Origin of the sequence: Agrobacterium sp. NPDC090273 (assembly GCF_044772305.1) — a bacterium.
GTDB lineage: Bacteria > Pseudomonadota > Alphaproteobacteria > Rhizobiales > Rhizobiaceae > Agrobacterium.
Genome location: NZ_JBIVYN010000001.1, coordinates 1,271,809 through 1,289,259 on the forward strand (window position 1 = coordinate 1,271,809; position 17,451 = coordinate 1,289,259).

General features: G+C 57.8%; 19 protein-coding genes. 11 read left to right on the forward strand and 8 right to left on the reverse strand.

Annotation, left to right across the window (positions count from 1 at the left end):
- The first annotated feature begins 98 nt into the window (after positions 1-98).
- Positions 99-1,211 (forward strand): pyridoxal phosphate-dependent aminotransferase, encoded by a 1,113-nt coding sequence (locus tag ACIQT8_RS06320; RefSeq protein ID WP_400964289.1) that lies wholly within the window; start codon positions 99-101, stop codon positions 1,209-1,211.
- A 295-nt stretch (positions 1,212-1,506) separates the two neighbouring features.
- On the opposite strand, the gene ACIQT8_RS06325 is transcribed toward ACIQT8_RS06320, so the two are convergent.
- Complete coding sequence (locus ACIQT8_RS06325) at positions 1,507-1,773, reverse strand: sel1 repeat family protein (RefSeq protein ID WP_138795772.1); 267 nt, start codon at positions 1,771-1,773, stop codon at positions 1,507-1,509.
- A 507-nt stretch (positions 1,774-2,280) separates the two neighbouring features.
- On the opposite strand from ACIQT8_RS06325, the gene ACIQT8_RS06330 reads away from it, so the two are divergent.
- The 5 genes from ACIQT8_RS06330 (at position 2,281) to amn (ending at position 5,439) form a co-directional block, all read left to right on the forward strand.
- Entirely contained in the window at positions 2,281-2,619 is a 339-nt protein-coding gene (locus ACIQT8_RS06330; RefSeq protein ID WP_400964291.1) for a DUF2147 domain-containing protein, read from the forward strand.
- A 95-nt stretch (positions 2,620-2,714) separates the two neighbouring features.
- Positions 2,715-3,311 (forward strand): AAA family ATPase, encoded by a 597-nt coding sequence (locus tag ACIQT8_RS06335; RefSeq protein ID WP_400964293.1) that lies wholly within the window; start codon positions 2,715-2,717, stop codon positions 3,309-3,311.
- A 152-nt stretch (positions 3,312-3,463) separates the two neighbouring features.
- Positions 3,464-3,646, forward strand: a complete 183-nt coding sequence (locus ACIQT8_RS06340) for a hypothetical protein (protein WP_400964295.1) — start codon at positions 3,464-3,466, stop codon at positions 3,644-3,646.
- 11 nt (positions 3,647-3,657) lie between these two features.
- A complete protein-coding gene (locus ACIQT8_RS06345) occupies positions 3,658-3,831 on the forward strand; it encodes a hypothetical protein (RefSeq protein ID WP_400964297.1) in 174 nt (57 codons plus the stop codon).
- Between the two features lie 102 nt (positions 3,832-3,933).
- The gene (amn, locus tag ACIQT8_RS06350; RefSeq protein ID WP_138795776.1) at positions 3,934-5,439 is read left to right on the forward strand and encodes an AMP nucleosidase; all 1,506 of its coding nucleotides are present in this window, start codon (positions 3,934-3,936) and stop codon (positions 5,437-5,439) included.
- Positions 5,440-5,500: 61 nt separating this feature from the next.
- Here the strand turns inward: amn and ACIQT8_RS06355 are convergent, their stop codons facing one another.
- Both ACIQT8_RS06355 and ACIQT8_RS06360 read right to left on the reverse strand, forming a co-directional pair.
- Complete coding sequence (locus tag ACIQT8_RS06355; RefSeq protein WP_262525085.1) at positions 5,501-5,971, reverse strand: OsmC family protein; 471 nt, start codon at positions 5,969-5,971, stop codon at positions 5,501-5,503.
- A gap of 4 nt (positions 5,972-5,975) precedes the next feature.
- On the reverse strand, positions 5,976-7,346 hold the full coding sequence (locus ACIQT8_RS06360) for an aspartate aminotransferase family protein (RefSeq protein ID WP_400964299.1): 1,371 nt from the start codon (positions 7,344-7,346) through the stop codon (positions 5,976-5,978).
- Positions 7,347-7,482: 136 nt separating this feature from the next.
- On the opposite strand from ACIQT8_RS06360, the gene ACIQT8_RS06365 reads away from it, so the two are divergent.
- Positions 7,483-8,841, forward strand: a complete 1,359-nt coding sequence (locus tag ACIQT8_RS06365) for a glutamine synthetase family protein (protein ID WP_400964301.1) — start codon at positions 7,483-7,485, stop codon at positions 8,839-8,841.
- A gap of 38 nt (positions 8,842-8,879) precedes the next feature.
- Here ACIQT8_RS06365 and ACIQT8_RS06370 read toward each other — a convergent pair whose 3' ends face one another.
- The gene (locus tag ACIQT8_RS06370) at positions 8,880-9,794 is read right to left on the reverse strand and encodes a diacylglycerol/lipid kinase family protein (RefSeq protein ID WP_400964303.1); all 915 of its coding nucleotides are present in this window, start codon (positions 9,792-9,794) and stop codon (positions 8,880-8,882) included.
- Positions 9,795-10,034: 240 nt separating this feature from the next.
- Here ACIQT8_RS06370 and ACIQT8_RS06375 point away from each other — a divergent pair, with 240 nt between their 5' ends.
- The 3 genes from ACIQT8_RS06375 to ACIQT8_RS06385 all read left to right on the forward strand — a co-directional run bounded on the left by ACIQT8_RS06375 (position 10,035) and on the right by ACIQT8_RS06385 (position 13,541).
- Entirely contained in the window at positions 10,035-11,279 is a 1,245-nt protein-coding gene (locus ACIQT8_RS06375; RefSeq protein WP_400964304.1) for an MFS transporter, read from the forward strand.
- A gap of 273 nt (positions 11,280-11,552) precedes the next feature.
- A complete protein-coding gene (gene mgtE / locus ACIQT8_RS06380) occupies positions 11,553-12,926 on the forward strand; it encodes a magnesium transporter (protein ID WP_138795782.1) in 1,374 nt (457 codons plus the stop codon).
- Between the two features lie 153 nt (positions 12,927-13,079).
- Positions 13,080-13,541, forward strand: a complete 462-nt coding sequence (locus ACIQT8_RS06385; RefSeq protein ID WP_400964307.1) for a GNAT family N-acetyltransferase — start codon at positions 13,080-13,082, stop codon at positions 13,539-13,541.
- A gap of 63 nt (positions 13,542-13,604) precedes the next feature.
- Here the strand turns inward: ACIQT8_RS06385 and ACIQT8_RS06390 are convergent, their stop codons facing one another.
- Together ACIQT8_RS06390 and ACIQT8_RS06395 are read right to left on the reverse strand one after the other, a co-directional pair.
- A complete protein-coding gene (locus tag ACIQT8_RS06390; RefSeq protein ID WP_138795784.1) occupies positions 13,605-14,441 on the reverse strand; it encodes an undecaprenyl-diphosphate phosphatase in 837 nt (278 codons plus the stop codon).
- 147 nt (positions 14,442-14,588) lie between these two features.
- Entirely contained in the window at positions 14,589-14,978 is a 390-nt protein-coding gene (locus tag ACIQT8_RS06395) for a helix-turn-helix domain-containing protein (RefSeq protein WP_138795785.1), read from the reverse strand.
- A 103-nt stretch (positions 14,979-15,081) separates the two neighbouring features.
- On the opposite strand from ACIQT8_RS06395, the gene ACIQT8_RS06400 reads away from it, so the two are divergent.
- Positions 15,082-16,098, forward strand: coding sequence for a zinc-binding alcohol dehydrogenase family protein (locus ACIQT8_RS06400; RefSeq protein WP_400964310.1), 1,017 nt, complete (start codon positions 15,082-15,084; stop codon positions 16,096-16,098).
- A gap of 62 nt (positions 16,099-16,160) precedes the next feature.
- On the opposite strand, the gene ACIQT8_RS06405 is transcribed toward ACIQT8_RS06400, so the two are convergent.
- Positions 16,161-16,907, reverse strand: a complete 747-nt coding sequence (locus ACIQT8_RS06405; RefSeq protein WP_400964312.1) for a pentapeptide repeat-containing protein — start codon at positions 16,905-16,907, stop codon at positions 16,161-16,163.
- A gap of 241 nt (positions 16,908-17,148) precedes the next feature.
- The coding region (locus ACIQT8_RS06410) for a 4Fe-4S dicluster domain-containing protein (protein WP_400964314.1) at positions 17,149-17,451 on the reverse strand (303 nt) is incomplete at its 5' end.

The window sequence follows — 17,451 nt, forward strand, 5'->3', positions numbered from 1 at the left end:
TCCAAAACAGCCTTCGCAGCGCCAAGCGCGCCTTGCGCACTCGGTTTTTCGACCTATTGTGTGGCCGATTTTCTCAACAGGTACTGGAAATTTCTGCAATGTCCGCTTTTTCGCGCCTTACGCCTCTCGCCGCTTCTCTTCCCTCCACCGTACCTTTCGTTGGTCCGGAAGCCATCGAGCGCAATCGGGGTCTTGAGGTCAAAGCACGCATTGGTGCAAACGAGAGCGGTTTCGGCCCGGCTCCATCCGTATTGCTGGCGATGCGGGACGCAGCAGTCGACACATGGATGTATAGCGATCCGGAAAACTTTGAACTCAAGGAAGCGCTTGCCATTCACCATGGCATTTCTCGCGATAACGTCGCGATCGGCGGCGGCGTGGACGGGCTTCTGGGTGAAATTGCCCGCCTGATCGTCGAACCGGGTACGCCCGTTGTGACGTCTTTCGGCGGATATCCGACTTTCAACTACCATGTGAACGGGTTCGGCGGGAAGCTGGTAACAACGCCCTATGTTGACGACCACGAAAACCTCGATGGGTTGCTCGATCTCGTCATTAAGGAAAACGCGCCGCTGGTTTATTTCGCCAATCCCGACAACCCGATGGGAAGCTGGTGGGAAGCAGGCGAGGTCGTGGCTTTTGCCCGCGCATTGCCGGAAACCTGCCTTCTCATTCTGGATGAAGCCTATTGCGAAACCGCACCGGCAAGCGCCGTACCTGCGATCGATGCCCTGATCGGCAAACCTAACGTATTGCGCATGCGTACCTTCTCGAAGGCTTATGGCCTTGCCGGCGCGCGTGTTGGTTATGCTATCGGCACGCTGGGAAATGTTCAGGCGTTCGACAAGATCCGCAACCACTTCGGCATGGCGCGCGTCTCCGTTGCCGCTGCATTGGCAGCCTTGAAGGATCAGGAATATCTGCACGAAGTGGTCGGTAAAATCTCTGCTGCGCGCGATCGTATCTCTCAGATCGCCCGCGACAATGGGTTGTCGCCACTCCCCTCTGCGACCAATTTTGTGACGATCGACTGCCATCGTGACGGCGCTTACGCGCGTGGCATTGTCGATGGTCTCATGGAGCACGGCGTGTTCATTCGTATGCCGGGCGTCGAACCACTGAACCGCTGCATCCGCGTCAGCGCCGGGACAGCCGACAAGCTTGACCTTTTCGAACAGGCATTGCCGAAAGTGCTGAAAACGCTCGGTTGAGAATGATCGGAAAACGATTCAACGGGCCGGCGTAACGCGCTGGGGCGGAATCGTTTTTTCCGCCAGCTTCAACCCAAATATAAAAGAACCGCGCCAGCCTTGTTTCTGCTGGTCGCGGTTCGATGTGTCAGCGCAAAAGCCTCCTCCCTGGAAGCCCTCGCCGCATTCCCCTTCGGGTTTGACTTTCGTTTATACCGGGTAACGGGACTGGAGGAACCGTGGCCGGAAAATGAAGGCAATCGTTGTTCTGTTCCAGATCGGCCTGAGATAACCAGCCGACTTTAGCGCGGTATTGTCAGTGAACGGTCATCCATTCGCGTGCGGCACGCAGTGCTTCGGCGAGCTCCGCCTTGCTCATGTTGCGGGCCAGATCGGCGCGCAATGAAGCCGCCCGTTCCGAACCGCGAATGGCGGCAATGTTGAGCCACTTGTGAGCCGCAACCAGATCCACCTTGCCGCCCCGGCCGGTCGCATAGACCAGACCGAGATTGCAAAGAGTTTCGACGCGGCTTTCGCCGGAGGCAAGCGCCATTTCGATGTCGCGAATTTCAAAGCGTGCCATTGTTCTTATCCCTGTTTCGTAACCTGCGTTGGTTCTGTCTTCTTCGCCTCTAAGCGGGCGTTTTGCCTTCCGGACCCACCGTCTTCTGCGGCTTTTTTCGTCCTTCCAGCTGGCAGGTTTTCCCTGCGCTTTCGATGACCCCAATATGACAGCGGGCCTTCAACGGGCGCTTAAAAGGCATGATTAATGGGCCGCAAACAAAGTCCAAACGATTGGTAAAGTTGGGTTTTTGTTAAATATGCCGAGGCCCGGAAATTAAGGACTTTCTGCGCATTTTTACGAAAGCTTTACGAATGGAATTCAACCCTTTTTAAACCATGCGCCAAACGTCGTTTCTGAAGCCAACGCTCTTCCCGTCTCTCTTCTGCGGAAAAACATGAAAATCCGCGGCAAAGATATTTCCTTTTACGTTCACGTTAATTATAAATCTCTTCACTCGCATGAGGAGATGCGTGTGCTGAAGCGCAAGGTATGACCGACTTCAGCACACTGGATTGGGAGGTCCATATGAAGAGAATGACGATTTTGGCCGCAGCGCTTGTCATCCTGGGCGGTTCTGCCCTTGCCGGCGAGGCCATTGAAGGCAACTGGAAAACCGCCAGCGGCGAAACCGCCGCCATTGCTCCTTGCGGTTCGGCGTTCTGCGTGACGCTGAAGACCGGCAAGCACGCTGGAAAACAGATCGGCAAGATGAGCGGCACCGGCAATAGCTATTCCGGCGACATTACCGATCCGGCCAATGACAAGACCTATAGTGGCTCTGGCACCGTTTCAGGCAATTCGCTCAGCATGAAGGGCTGTGTGCTGAAAGTGCTGTGCAAGTCACAGACCTGGACACGCCTCTAAAAACAGACGGCGGGCGCAACGCATGGCGAGAGGGTAGACCCCTTTTATCCCGTTATGTATCGTTGCGCCGTGCCGACCAAGACTGAGGCAGAAACATGCGCGTGACCCTTTCGACAATTCTGATTTCGGGTACCTCGCATGTCGGCAAAACAACATTAGCGAAGCAGTTGAGCGCAAAGCTGCGCTGCGAGACCATTTCCACCGATAGCCTTGCCCGCCATCCCGGCCGACCGTGGCCAGCCATCCCCGGGCCTGTCGAAGAATATTATAAGAGCCTTTCACCCGAAACGATCCGCTGGTTCCTTCGGGTCCATCATCAGAATATCTGGCCGCTCATCCAAAGCCTGCTCGACAAGCGGGCTGGCACGGGCGAACTCACGGTTTTCGAGGGTGCGGCCTTGCGACCTGAATATATATCGCCACTGATCGGTCGCAGCGTTGCCGGAATTTTTCTCCATGCCGAGAACGAGTTGCTGTTGAAGAGAATGCGCCGCGAAGCCGCTTATGATGATGGTAACGCCGATCGACGGCAATTGATCGACGCTTTCATCGAGCGATCCCTCAGGGAAAACACCGAAATGTTTGCCGCCGCGCAGGAGCATGGCTTGCGGGTCGTCGATGCCACAGACCCCGAGGCGATTGCTGATTTCATCAGCGAAATAACCGCTCGTGCAGAGACCTCACTGACATAATGGGATCGCAGGGGCGACGATCCCTGCATCTTTTAACGGCCCAGAATGGGGAAAGGCCCTATTAACCTCCCTGAATGCCATATGAACCGGGTTCTCAGCATCGGTTCAGTCCAACTATGGCAAAACTCTGTCTATCAACTCCAATAAGGGGAATGGACATGGCCAAGCTGATACGCCGCCTTACAATCATCGTGCTGCTCATGGCAATTTTTGCCATGTCCTTTGCCTCGCTCGTCGTCAATCCGAACCGCAGTTTCCAACGGGTGAATGCCGGTGCAGCACTTGCCTGCCAGCAGAGCCCCATTCCTGCTTCAAGCTGCCCCGTCGTATTGTAAAGGCGAAGACAATGACCAACAGCTTTTCCAGCACGCTCTTTTCCGCCATCAGGCTCGCGCTCGTCGCTTCGATCTTCCTTGGACCGGTGGCCGGTCTTGCAGTGTACAAGTCTGACCCGCGCCCCGCCTCCAGGGGTGCAGGCTTCGTGCTGCTGATGAGCCTGCAGCGCGGTGCTCTCGGCTGAATACTTCGTCTGGCCGACAGGCTCCGTCAGGTTTTCCGTTTCTTTTCAGTTTCTTCGTATTTCTGTCGCTTGCCTGTGAAAATTGGCTCCCTATAATGAGCCATGACGATAGCAAAGCACACGATTCCGCCCCTCTCCTTCATCACACCAGAGCCGTATGCGCCACAGACGTTCACGGACCCGAAGGAGGCTGTCGAGGCGTTGACAGCGCTTTATGAGCGCAACACGAATTTTCTCATCAAATCCTTCACGGATCTGGCGCAGGGAGCCCCCATCGAGGGTCGCTACCGCGCATGCTATCCGCAAGCGTCCATCGAAACGTCAAGTTTCGGCCATGTGGATTCACGCCTGTCCTACGGTCATGTCACCGCCCCCGGCGTCTACACCACGACCATTACCCGCCCGCAGCTTTTCCGGCACTATCTGAAAGAGCAGCTTGGCCTTCTGATCAAGAACCACGGCGTTCCAGTGACGATCTCGGAATCGGCCACTCCCATTCCGCTGCACTTCGCATTTGGCGAGGGTGCCCATGTCGAGGCTTCTGCGGCGTCTTCGTTGTCGGATGTGCCGTTGCGCGATCTTTTCGACACGCCGGACCTCAACAATACCGATGACCTGATTGCCAACGGCGAATATGATCAGGTACCGGGTGAACCCGCACCGCTTGCGCCATTCACCGCGCAGCGCATCGATTACTCTCTGGCGCGCCTTAGTCACTACACGGCGACAAGCGCCAGTCATTTCCAGAATTTCGTGCTTTTTACGAACTATCAGTTCTACATCGACGAATTCGCTGCCTGGGCCCGCAAGTTGATGCGGGATGGAGGCGAAGGCTACACGGAGTTCGTCGAGCCGGGCAATATCGTCACCCATGCGGGGTCCGACAAGCCTGAAACCGACATGACGCTGGGGCGTCTGCCGCAGATGCCCGCCTACCACCTGAAGAAGAAGGGCCATGCAGGGATCACCCTGGTCAATATCGGCGTCGGCCCATCCAACGCCAAGACGATTACCGACCACATTGCTGTCTTGCGTCCGCACGCCTGGCTGATGGTTGGCCATTGCGCCGGTCTTCGCAACAGCCAGCGTCTTGGCGATTATGTTCTTGCCCATGCCTATGTGCGTGAAGATCACGTGCTGGACGATGACCTGCCGGTGTGGGTGCCGATCCCGGCACTTGCGGAAGTACAGCTTGCTCTGGAAGGTGCTGTTGCGGAAGTGACCGGTTACGAAGGTTTCGAGCTAAAGCGCATCATGCGCACCGGCACCGTGGCGACCATCGACAACCGCAACTGGGAGCTTCGCGACCAGGCTGGCCCGGTCAAGCGCCTGTCTCAGTCGCGCGCCATTGCACTCGACATGGAATCGGCAACCATCGCTGCAAATGGCTTCCGTTTCCGCGTGCCCTACGGCACCCTGCTCTGCGTTTCAGACAAGCCATTGCATGGCGAACTGAAACTGCCGGGCATGGCGACCGAGTTTTACCGGACGCAGGTTGCCCAGCATTTGCAGATCGGTATTCGCGCCGTGCAAAAGCTTGCAGCCATGCAGAAGGAAACCCTGCATTCCCGTAAGCTCAGAAGCTTCTACGAGACGGCTTTCCAATAAACTCATCATGACGCCCGCACGAAGCCGCGCGGGCGTTATCAATTGACCTGACTGATCGGCCTCAGGCCGTTTTCACTGTTGCTTCTATGCGAACGGGGAAATTGACCGATCGCGCGATGAAGCATTTGTCATGCGCGTCTTCATGCAGTTCCTGTGCAACGGCAGGGTCGCCTTTTGTGATCGTCACCACCGGCTTCAGCACGACCTCACTGAAATGTCCGGCGCCATCTTTTTCCATGACCATGGTACCCTCGGCACTGTCGACATAATCGCTGACGACAACGCCCGATACGGCGCAGAAGTGCAGATACCAGAGCTTATGGCAGGCAGAGAGCGAGCCAACCAGCAGTTCTTCGGGATTCCAGCGGGCGGAATCGCCGCGGAACGCGGGATCGGAAGAACCGGCAATATCCGGCTTGCCCTCAGCGGAGAGTGTATGATCCCTGTCATAGTCGCGATAGCCGGTCGTTCCCGTGCCACGATTGCCCGTCCACGTCACCTTGACGCTATAATGGTGTTCCTGTCCGGCCATCGATCTATTCCTTCACAGTGTCGCGCAAGTGGTCCAGCCCCTTGCGCAGAGTTTCCATCATCTGATCGACTTCGGACCGGTTGATCGTCAATGCTGGAGAGGCCAGCATACGGTCGCCGGTGGCGCGCATAACAAGGCCGTTTGCCAGGCAATGATTGCGAACCTCGGTGCCGACGTCATCAGGTTTCGCGTAGCGCCTGCGCGTCGTCTTGTCCACGGCAAGCTGCAGGCCGCCCATCAGGCCGACATTGACCGCCTCACCCACAACCTCATGATCGGCAAGGCTTTTCCAACCTTCTGCAAAATAGGGCCCGATATCGTCGCGCACGCGTTCCACCAGACCTTCGTCCTCGATGATTCTGAGGTTTTCCAGTGCGGCAGCCGCGCAGACCGGATGTCCGGAATAAGTAAAGCCGTGATTGAAATCACCGACGTCATTCAGCATGACCTCCGCGACGCGATCGGATACCAGAACGCCACCGATCGGCAGATAACCTGATGACAATCCCTTTGCGACTGGCGCCAAATCCGGTTCGACACCAAAATGCTGGTAGCCGAACCATGAGCCCAGCCGTCCGAAACCGCAGATCACCTCATCGGAGACGAGCAGGATGTTACGTGCCTTGCAGATGCGGGCAATCTCCGGCCAGTAGGTTTCCGGCGGCACGATCACACCGCCTGCCCCCTGGATCGGTTCGGCTACGAAAGCGGCAACATTTTCTTCGCCCAGCTCATCGATTTTGGCATCAAGTTCACGCGCGACCTTGAGACCGAACTCGGCGGGAGAAAGATCGCCACCCTCCGCATACCAATAGGGCTGACCGATATGCGCGATGCCTTCGATCGGCAGATTGCCCTGCTCATGCATCCATTTCATGCCGCCAAGCGAGGCGCCTGCGACCGTAGAGCCATGATAACCGTTTCTGCGGGCAATGATTTTCGTCTTAGAGGGATGGCCAAGCGCTTTCCAGTAGACACGCGCCATCCGGAACCAGGTGTCCGTCGCTTCGGAACCGGAATTGGTAAAGAACACATGATTCATCCTGGGTCCGGCGCGGGACGCAATCTTCTGCGCCAGCAATGTCGCGGGCGGCGTGGTCGTGCCAAAGAACGCGTTGTAATAGGGCAACTCGTTCATCTGCCGCGATACGGCATCGGCGATTTCCTTGCGACCGTAACCGATGTTCACACACCAAAGCCCGGCGAAGGCATCGAGATATTTCTTTCCGGTGCTGTCATAGATGAAAACGCCTTCGGCCCGTTCGATGATGCGGGTTCCGGCCGCATTGAGCTTGCCCATGTCGGAAAAGGGATGAAGGTGGTGCGCGGCATCGATGGCCGCGAGATTGGAAATCCCTTTGGTGATTTCATTCATGACAGATCACACTCCCGATTAGGCGCCAACCGATGAGAAAGACGCGCCGCAAAGGAACATGGCCGGGCAGATTCGATTTGGCAAGGCTCGCCGTTTCGACTTATCGTTGCAGCCGAAAACAACCGGAAAGCCAGTCATGACCTCGAAATCCCTGTCGGACATCCGCACCCCGAGCGATCAGCAACCACGCACGGAAATTCTTCTGGTGGGCATGAATGGGGATCTTCGCGGCAAACGCATCCCGCCCGGCAAGGAACAGAAAATCTGGGATGGTGCGGTCAGGCTACCTTCATCGACGCAGTCGCTCGACATCTGGGGCGATGACAATGATGATCTCACCGGGCTGTCCCTGACGATCGGCGATCCGGACGGTCTTTGCGTCGCGGACCAACGCAGCCTAACCCCGATGCCATGGGCACCGGACGGATCGCAGCAGGTTCTGGCCACGATGCACGAAATGGATGGCAGCCCGAGCTTCATGGACCCTCGTGCCATTCTTGCCAATGTACTGACACGTTACGCCGAACTCGGGCTGACGCCGGTCGTGGCAACCGAACTCGAGTTTTATCTGGTGGAGAGAGACTGGCGTGAAACGGGCAAACCCCGACCACCTGCAAGCCTTGCCTATCGTGGCGAGGCAACTGGTGCGCAGCTTTACGACATGGGTGCGACCGATGCCATGGACGGCTTTCTGCAGACTCTGAATGACTGGGCGAAGATACAGGGCCTTCCCGCCGATGCGACAACTGCCGAATTCGGTCCCGGCCAGTTTGAAGTCAATCTGCTGCACCGTGCCGACGCACTGGCGGCTGCCGACGATTGTATCTATCTCAAGCGCCTCGCAGATCATGCAGCCAGGCGTCACGGCCTGAAATCCACCTGCATGGCCAAGCCCTATTCCGATCAGGCCGGGTCGGGCCTGCATGTGCATGTCAGCGTCATCGACAGCCAGGGGAGAAACGTTCTCGATGCGGCGGGCGGCGAAGCCGTGCAATTGAAATCCGTATGTGCCGGGCTGTTGAATACCATGCGGGATGCCCAGGCGATCTTCGCGCCTTTTGCCAATTCCTACCGTCGCTTTCAGCCGGGTTCGTTTGCGCCTGTAGACATCGACTGGGGTTATGGTCACCGGGGCACGGCAGTGCGCATTCCCGATGCGAATGGCCCGGCCGCCCGCATTGAACATCGCGTCGCCGGCGCGGATGCCAATCCGCATCTGCTGCTGGCAGCCATACTCGGCGGCATGCTTCTTGGCCTCGAGAACCGGCTGGACCCCGGCCCGGAAACTGAGCCTGGGCAGGCAAGTTCCGCGAAACGCAGTCTCACGCATGATTTTCTGACGGCTGTCGAGGACTTTGCCGCCTCCCCGATCATGGCGCGCATTTTCGGAGCCCGTTACCGCAAGCTTTATGCAGACACGAAGCGCAAGGAGGCGATTGCCTTCCTGCGCACCGTCTCCGATTTCGATTACCGGACCTACCTGCCACGGATCTAGAGCTCGAGCGCATCGGGAGACAGATCACACATGAGCGGTCAAGGACGCGTGAAGAACTCGCGTCCAACCAGCACCTTCAGCTCGCCGGCATGAAGCTTCAGTGCGACGTCGCGTTCCATCGGCAAGAGTTCGCCGTCGATCACGCAGCGAACGTCGTGCCGTGTCTTCGGGAAATGCAACTCTACCGATGTTGCCGTCATGGCGGTTACTGCAGCGTTCTCCTTCAGCTTGCCGCGCATGATGTCCAAAGCAAGCCTGGCAACCCCCACCGGCCGCAACGGATCGGTAAGGTAGAAGCCAAGATGGCCGCCGGAAATGTCATCTGCCACCAACAGCGAGTTTCGACCGAACTCGTTGTTGGACACCGAGATGGCCGAAACCTTGCTGAGCTGCTTTTCGCCATTTACCGTAAACTCCACCTCGAAGACCGGCGGGTTCAAGATGACGCTGATCGCGGCACGCACGCTGGCCTTGATCTTGCCGAGACGCGAGGCAAAGGCAAGATTGTTGCGGTAACGAACCATGCGTGAATGCAGGCCAGCCGAAAACTGGTGCACGAACAGGCGGCCATTGGCACTGGCGATATCCACTTCGGCAATGTCACCCGATGCGAGCGCATCGAGAGCCTGACGAATATCGAGCGGTAGTTTCAGCGAGCGCGCAAAAAGGTTCATCGTTCCGGCCGGCACGACACCAAGCGCGATGCCGTGCTCCCAGGCGATGCCGGCAGCAGCCGAGATTGTTCCATCGCCGCCTCCTGCGATGATGCCATCGATGCCCGGTTCGTCTGCAGCACGCTCGAGTTCGGCCAGAATGTCCTTGCCATCAACCGGACGGCAATCAATCTCATGGCCTGCTCTGGTGAAAACGTCGCGGCTATACTCACAAAAAGCCTGCATGTCGGTGGTGCGGAAGGTACCGCCATCGCGGTTGAATATTGCAACGAGCTTCATGTCTTATCCGGTTCTGCCGAGGCTTCGCACAGGCGCATAAATGCCCGCCCTCCAATGAGGTTCCAAACACCATCGCGTGAACGCAAATTTTTTGCCACGAATAACTCTACCGCGATGCACTATTCCATGTTAGAAAATACTTAAGGTCATTTTCATGACCGCGCATCTCCAGTCAGGGCAGGTTGTTTCCCATACAGCCTTGCCCTTTTTTCTGTTCTTTATATCCCTTTTCAGGTCGCCATGAGTCAGCCGCACACGTCTGAAGTCCGCCTTGGAGCGGAGAGTGAAACCATTGGCACGACGGCAGCAGCCGCCGCCTTGCCGCCCCTGGCCATCGCACTTATCGAGCTAGCCCTTGCCGCGGGCGGTTTTGGCATTGGTACCGGCGAGTTTGCGATCATGGGTCTGCTGCCTGATGTCGCCACGACCTACGGCGTCAGCGTACCGCAGGCCGGTTACGTCATCACCGCTTATGCGCTCGGCGTCGTTATTGGTGCACCGATCATTGCCATACTTGCTGCCCGCATGACGCGCCGCACATTGCTGCTGGGACTGATGAGCATCTTCGCCATCGGCAACATTTTGAGCGCCATGGCGCCTGATTTTGTCAGCTTCACCATTCTGCGCTTCATCACCGGCCTGCCACACGGCGCCTATTTCGGTGTTGCCGCTCTCGTCGCCGCTTCGATGGCACCCATCCACAAGCGGGCGCGGGCTGTTGGCCGGGTCATGCTCGGCCTGACCATAGCAACCCTTCTTGGAACGCCGCTTGCCACCTTCTTCGGTCAGCATTTCTCGTGGCGCGCAGCCTTCATGCTGGTTGGCGGCATTGGTATCCTCACCGTCGCATTGCTGTGGCTTTTCCAGCCGCGCGACAAGGTGGAGGAAGGCGCCAGCCTGTGGCGCGAACTCGGCGCCTTCCGGCGTGTGCAGGTCTGGCTAACGCTGGCGATTGCATCGACGGGTTTCGGCGGCATGTTCGCGGTCTTCAGCTATATCGCCAAGACCACGACCGACGTTGCCATGATGCCGGTCTCGACCGTCTCCATGGTACTGGCGCTCTTCGGTATCGGCATGAATGTCGGCAATGTGGTCGGCTCCCGGCTGGCCGACATCTCGCTCAACGGCACGATCGGTGGCATGCTCGCTTTTAACGTCGTGCTGATGGTGCTCTTTGGGATGACGGCGCATGATCCTTTCATGCTGTGCCTGTGTGTCTTCCTGATCGGCTGCGGCTTTGCCGCATGTCCGGCCGTACAGACCCGGTTGATGGACGTTGCTGCGGATGCGCAGACGCTTGCGGCTGCGTCCAACCACTCCGCCTTCAACATCGCCAACGCGCTTGGTGCATGGCTGGGCGGCATGGTGATTGCCATGGGTTACGGTTATGCCTCGACCGGTTATGTGGGCGCGGTTCTGTCACTTCTCGGCCTTGGCGTTTTCCTCGTTTCCGTGGCCGTGGAGCGTCGTGAAAAAGCGGCTTAACGCCGCTTTTCAGCCACCCGGCGAAACCGCCTTTCAACCTTGCTGAAATTTTACAATCGGGCGCTTGACTCTTTTCGGTTTCAGGCGCACCACCTCCCCACGCGCATGCTGTGACGCAGCATCGTGCGGATTTCAACGGAGCATCATTGGATGTCTAGCGACAGTAGTAGTCGATTGCCTTTGCCGAAAGCGGCGAACGGGAACTGATCCGACTCCTGTCGGCTCACCACCGCGTTCGCCGTGATCGGCGAATCGACGGAAAGGTGAGCAATCATGAACTTCCACAACCTCTCCCAGAGGGCCAGCAAGGCCGCGCGTCTCCTTCGCGGCGGTAACTCGGGTCCATCCACCATTGCAGAACGCGTCGAGCAACTGAACACGCTCGATGTTGTTGCTGCCGCAACCACGCTACTGGCCATGCCGCAGGCGAAGGCTGTCGCCATTCTCGACCGGCCGGAGTTGCACAAGGCCGCCGAGATCATCGCCCATTTTCCGGTCGAAAAAGCAGCACCCATCGTTAACCTGATGTCCGACGACCGTGTCGCGGATATTCTGGCTGAGATGGAAGACGGACCACGGGGCCGGCTTTTTGCCCGACTGGACCGTGCAGCCGCGCTCTCCATCCAGCACCTGATGGGGTATCCGCCGCGCACGGCCGGTTCCATTATGACCACGGAATTCGTCAGTGTACCGGACGACTGGACGGTGGAGCAGACCCTTTCGCACATCCGTTTCGTCGAACGGTCGCGTGAAACGGTCTACGCCATCTATGTGTTGGCCAAGGACAAGACGCTTTCCAAAGTGGTGACGCTGAGACGGCTGCTGACCGGAGAACCGGACGCGTCGATCCTCTCGGTCGCTTCACGAGAAGGCCTCGTTTCGGCCGACCCGATGATGTCGCAGGAAGATGTCGCCCGACTGATCCGCAAGCACGACCTTCTGGCCCTGCCCGTCGTGGACGAGAATGCGCGCATGCTTGGCATCGTAACCGTCGACGACGTGATCGACACGATGATCGCCGATACCACGGAGGATGCGCACAAGTTCGGCGGCATGGAAGCACTCGGCAAACCCTACATGTCGATCGGCTTCCCGGATATGATCCGCAAACGTGCGGGCTGGCTTGCCGCCCTCTTCCTTGGAGAAATGCTGACGGCAAGCGCCATGCAGCACTTTGAGGGTGAGTTGGAAAAAGCCGTCGTGCTGACGCTGTTCATTCCGCTCATCATGTCATCCGGTGGCAATTCCGGTTCGCAGGCGACCTCGCTCATCATCCGGGCGCTAGCGCTTGGCGAGTTGAAGCTGTCGGACTGGTGGCGGGTTTTACTGCGTGAAATCCCGACCGGGCTGACACTCGGCTGCATTCTCGGCGCTATTGGTTTCCTGCGATTGACCGTCTGGCAGCAGGCCGGTTTCTATGATTACGGCGAACACTGGCTGCTGGTTGGCGCGACCGTCTTTGCCGCTCTCGTCGGTATCGTGACCTTCGGCTCGCTGGCAGGCTCCATGCTGCCCTTCGTGCTGCAGCGCCTGCGGCTTGATCCTGCCAGCGCGTCAGCGCCCTTCGTGGCGACGCTGGTGGATGTCAGTGGACTGGTGATCTACTTCTCCGTCGCGCTGGTCATTCTCAGCGGCACGCTGCTTTAAAGAAGCAATGCAGCCCGGTCGCAGTCACGCGACCGGGCAATCTTAGGATGCCCCTCGAAAAATCCGTGTTTCCATAAAGTTACGAGAGCGTAGTGCAAAACTGATTCAAGCGATGGGCTCGCATGCAGCCTGACAGGTATTGGGGGGGGAACCATGAGAATTTCGAACCTGAGAGATCATCCACATTTTGTGGATACGGTTGCCCATCGTGGCTGGAACGCCTGGTGGACAGATAGCGGTCTTCCCGTTGAACATTACCGTGCGCATCTGGAACCGATGCTGGCAAGCGACGGCATTCCCTTCGCCCTCGTCGCCCACGACAACGGCGACTACGCAGGGTCCGTTCTGGTGATCGAGAACGATCACGATGATCGCCCGCAATACGCGCCGTGGATTGCCGCGCTCTGGGTCGAACCTCAATTCAGACGACAGGGCATTGCGGCACGGCTGCTTTTGGAAAGTCGCCTGGAGGCGGAAAAGCGCGGACATGCGTCGTGCTATCTCTGCGCCACATCGGATAAGGCACCCTACTATCTGAAGCAGGGTTTCAGCCTTATCGAGCCGAATGTTTCCGATCTCGATATTTTTATGATCGGAAGCCCGAAGACAGGCTGATCCAGTCTCCTTGAAACGATCCTGCCAGCCCGAAGAAGCGCACTGGCAGATCTGAAGCCTCTATCAGCCGCCAGCGTTGATAACACCTGTGGCCAGAAGACCAAGCAGGATGACACCGATCACCACGCGGTAATAGACGAACGGCATGTAGCTCTTCGTCGAGACAAGTCGCAGGAAGAAAACGATAACGGCATAACCGACGAAAAAGGCGATGACTGTCGCCAGAGCCGTCGGGCCCCAACCCACCGGATTGTCTTCGCCGATACTCTTGAAAAGCTGGTAGAAACCGGAGCCGAAGACAGCGGGAACAGCAAGCAGGAACGAATATCGTGCCGCGGCCTCACGCGTGTAGCCAAGCAGCAGGCCGGCGCTGATCGTGCCGCCCGAACGGGAGACACCGGGGATGAGCGCCATGGCCTGTGCGAAACCAAAGAGAATGCCATCACGCCAGATGAGCTGGTTCAGCTTGTAGCGCTTTGCACCGATCTTGTCGGCGATGCCAAGAACGATACCAAACACAATCAGCATGACAGCGGTGATGTAGAGATTGCGCAGCGAATGCTCGATGGCATCCTTGAACAGCAGGCCGAGAAGCACGATCGGCACGGAGCCGATGATAATCAACCAGCCGAGGCGCGCATCGGACTTGTCGTAAGTTCCCAGCCGCAGGTTCTGACGCAACCAGGCCGTGGCGATCCGCATGATGTCAGACCAGAAATAGACCAGAACCGCCAATTCGGTACCGATCTGGGTGATCGCCGTAAAGGCTGCGCCAGGATCGGCGCCAGAGGGCAGAAACTCCCCGGCAATGCGCAAATGCGCGCTCGAAGAAATGGGAAGAAACTCCGTCAATCCCTGCAACAGACCGAGAAATCCGGCCTCAAGCCAACCGATGCTCATGTGATGTGATGTCCCTGCTTGCGAATCGATGCCGCAGCATTATGCATCAATCGGGGCAAATACGTGTTGCATTGCAACACGCCTACGACGCAGTCTTCACCCGTTATTTTTCCGAGGAACATTGCTCACAAATGCGCGCGCTGGCTTTTACGCCGCCTTTTCTGTGTCGTCCGGCATGCGCGTATATTTTTCACCGTTCTTGCAAACGACATGGGTGTCGCCCCAGCTTTTGAGTGCCGAGATAACCGGCCGCATGCTCTCCCCGAGCGGGGTCAGCGCGTAGTCAACGCGCGGCGGCACAACGGGGAAAACCGTGCGCGATATCAGTCCTGCTTCTTCCAGTTCCCGCAACTGTTTGGTCAACATGCGCTGGGTGACGCTCGGAATATGGCGACGCAATTCGTTGAAGCGCAACGTGCCGGAATTGGTGAGGTGATAAAGGATCACGCCTTTCCATTTTCCATCGAGGAAACTCAGGGTCGACTCAACCGGACATCCGGGGAAGTTGCCGGTGAGCTTGGCGCGCGGACGGGACATGACAGTATCCTTTTTGTATGTATCGTCAAAAAATGTGCATTCTTGCGAGTTTGGTTCATATGTATCAAGTAAGTGGCACGCAAACAAGCAAAGGAGAATCTGCATGCGTGCCATCGGTTACCAGAAAGCCCAGCCCATTACCGCTCAGGATGCTCTCGTCGACATCGATTTGCCTGTGCCTGAAGCCAAGGAGCACGATATTCTGGTTGAGGTGAAGGCCGTTTCCGTCAATCCGGTCGACACGAAGGTTCGACGCGGCCAGACGCCGGAAAACGACGAATACCGTGTGCTTGGCTTCGATGCTGCCGGCATCGTCAAGGCCGTCGGAGAAAAGGTGACATTGTTCAAAGCGGGCGATGCCGTTTTTTATGCCGGCGCCATCAACCGCCCCGGCTCCAACAGCGAGTTTCATCTGGTCGATGAGCGTATCGTTGGCGCCAAGCCGCAGACGCTCTCATTCGAGGAAGCGGCCGCCCTGCCCCTGACCGCCATTACCGCCTACGAGACGTTGTTCGACCGCTTGCGGGTCAAGGACGCCGTTCCCGGTGCGGCCAATGCCATCCTCGTCATTGGTGGCGCTGGCGGCGTTGGCTCAATTGCCATCCAGTTGTTGCGCGCTCTCACCGATCTGACCGTCATTGCAACCGCTTCCCGCCCGGAGACAATCGATTGGGTCAAGGAACTCGGCGCTCATCATGTGGTGGATCACAGCAAACCGATTGCCCAGCAAGTGGAAGCGCTCGGCATCGGCGCTCCGGCTTTTGTCTTTTCGACAACCCATAGCGACGTCCATGCTGCAGACAGCCTCGCCGTGATTGCGCCGCAGGGGCGCTACGCGCTGATCGATGATCCGGCAGGCGGCTTCGACGTCATGCCTTTCAAGCGCAAATGCATTTCTATCCATTGGGAAATGATGTTCGCCCGCGCCGTCTTCCAGACCGTTGACATGATCGAACAGCACAAGCTGCTCAACCACGTCGCAAAACTGGTAGACGCCGGTACGATCAAGACGACGCTGACCGATGTTCTGGGCACGATCAATGCCGCAAACCTGATCAAGGCGCATGCGCTGATCGAGAGCAACAAGGCCAAGGGCAAGGTCGTGCTCTCAGGCTTCTGACATCAGAAGGCCCGTGGTAACGCAGGTTACACGGGCCTTATCTTTGTCCAGACGTTTGGCGATCAATCGTCTTCGGGATCTTCCGCGCACGGCCATGAAGACGGTACGGTCAGCCCGGCGGGCAGCTTCGTCTTGTCATTACCGCAAGACAGTTCGATCTGGCTTTGCGCCAATCCGGTTGCAGAAGACAGGTCTACCCCTTCGATCCTTGTCAGCAACAGGAAGGCGTTGGAAAAGTCGACCGGTCCACCAAGCGTCGCGCCCTCGAAACGCGCCCTCGACAGGTTCGTCAGAGTGAATTTCACGCCTTGCAGGCTTGCACCTTCGAAATCCGCGCGACCGAGTTCCGCTTTGGTAAAGTCGGCTCCATCAAGCTTGGCCTTTTCGAATTGTGCCCGCTGCATTTCGGCGTTGACGAACTTGGCGTTGGTAGCATCTGCCGAGGTAAAATCGCTACGATAGGCTTCCACCTTCGTCAGATTGGCGCCTTGCAGGTTTGCTTCCCCCAAGGCCGTACGGATGAGCTTCGCCTTTTCCAAGTTCGCGCCCTTCAACGTCGAGCCACGAAGGTCGGTGTAGGTAAAGTCAGTGCCATACAGCATTGCCGAGTCGAGATTGCTGCCTCCCAGCATCAGCAATCTCTTGTTGCATTCGCGCCAATCAATGCCCGCAAGGGCATCGGTCCGGCAGCTTGCTGCACCGGCGTGATGGCTGGTCATCGCCAGGGTGACCATGATGCCCGCCGCAACAGCGGCAATCCGGCCTGCCTTGTCGTTCAAACGGATCTTCAGCCTTTCGGAGCTGGCCATGCTTTCACTCCATATCGCAAGCGCGCCACCCTTGCGGCTCCCGTCGGCGCGTATCCTATACGTAAGTCGTTGAAGGGCAATCTGCAATCACCGCAAAAAGCCCGTCCACATTCCTGTGAACGGGCTCTTTGATGTCGAGGCGCGGTGCGCACAGGCCGGGCCAACATTACATGTTGGCGTATACCGACCCTTCGCCGGGCATTCCCGCTGACGGCGGTCCGTGCGGGGGGCCGTACCAACATTACATGTTGGCGTAAACCGGCCCTTCGCCGCCTTGTGGCGGAACCCAGTTGATGTTCTGGTTGGGGTCCTTGATGTCACACGTCTTACAGTGCACGCAGTTCTGCGCATTGATGACGTAGGTTTCCTGGCCGTCCTTCTCCACCCATTCGTAAACGCCAGCCGGGCAATAACGCGTCGATGGTCCGGCATAAACATCGTGCTCGGATGATTTCTGCAGCGCCATGTCCTTCACCTGAAGATGCACCGGCTGGTCTTCTTCATGGTTGGTCGAGGACAGGAACACCGATGACAGGCGGTCGAA

Coding starts and splice junctions, on each gene's coding strand:
- ACIQT8_RS06320 (WP_400964289.1), top strand. CDS start 99: ATGTCCGCTTTTTCGCGCCTTACGCCTCTCGCCGCTTCTCTTCCCTCC.
- ACIQT8_RS06325 (WP_138795772.1), bottom strand. CDS start 1,773: ATGGCACGCTTTGAAATTCGCGACATCGAAATGGCGCTTGCCTCCGGC.
- ACIQT8_RS06330 (WP_400964291.1), top strand. CDS start 2,281: ATGAAGAGAATGACGATTTTGGCCGCAGCGCTTGTCATCCTGGGCGGT.
- ACIQT8_RS06335 (WP_400964293.1), top strand. CDS start 2,715: ATGCGCGTGACCCTTTCGACAATTCTGATTTCGGGTACCTCGCATGTC.
- ACIQT8_RS06340 (WP_400964295.1), top strand. CDS start 3,464: ATGGACATGGCCAAGCTGATACGCCGCCTTACAATCATCGTGCTGCTC.
- ACIQT8_RS06345 (WP_400964297.1), top strand. CDS start 3,658: ATGACCAACAGCTTTTCCAGCACGCTCTTTTCCGCCATCAGGCTCGCG.
- amn (WP_138795776.1), top strand. CDS start 3,934: ATGACGATAGCAAAGCACACGATTCCGCCCCTCTCCTTCATCACACCA.
- ACIQT8_RS06355 (WP_262525085.1), bottom strand. CDS start 5,971: ATGGCCGGACAGGAACACCATTATAGCGTCAAGGTGACGTGGACGGGC.
- ACIQT8_RS06360 (WP_400964299.1), bottom strand. CDS start 7,346: ATGAATGAAATCACCAAAGGGATTTCCAATCTCGCGGCCATCGATGCC.
- ACIQT8_RS06365 (WP_400964301.1), top strand. CDS start 7,483: ATGACCTCGAAATCCCTGTCGGACATCCGCACCCCGAGCGATCAGCAA.
- ACIQT8_RS06370 (WP_400964303.1), bottom strand. CDS start 9,794: ATGAAGCTCGTTGCAATATTCAACCGCGATGGCGGTACCTTCCGCACC.
- ACIQT8_RS06375 (WP_400964304.1), top strand. CDS start 10,035: ATGAGTCAGCCGCACACGTCTGAAGTCCGCCTTGGAGCGGAGAGTGAA.
- mgtE (WP_138795782.1), top strand. CDS start 11,553: ATGAACTTCCACAACCTCTCCCAGAGGGCCAGCAAGGCCGCGCGTCTC.
- ACIQT8_RS06385 (WP_400964307.1), top strand. CDS start 13,080: ATGAGAATTTCGAACCTGAGAGATCATCCACATTTTGTGGATACGGTT.
- ACIQT8_RS06390 (WP_138795784.1), bottom strand. CDS start 14,441: ATGAGCATCGGTTGGCTTGAGGCCGGATTTCTCGGTCTGTTGCAGGGA.
- ACIQT8_RS06395 (WP_138795785.1), bottom strand. CDS start 14,978: ATGTCCCGTCCGCGCGCCAAGCTCACCGGCAACTTCCCCGGATGTCCG.
- ACIQT8_RS06400 (WP_400964310.1), top strand. CDS start 15,082: ATGCGTGCCATCGGTTACCAGAAAGCCCAGCCCATTACCGCTCAGGAT.
- ACIQT8_RS06405 (WP_400964312.1), bottom strand. CDS start 16,907: ATGGCCAGCTCCGAAAGGCTGAAGATCCGTTTGAACGACAAGGCAGGC.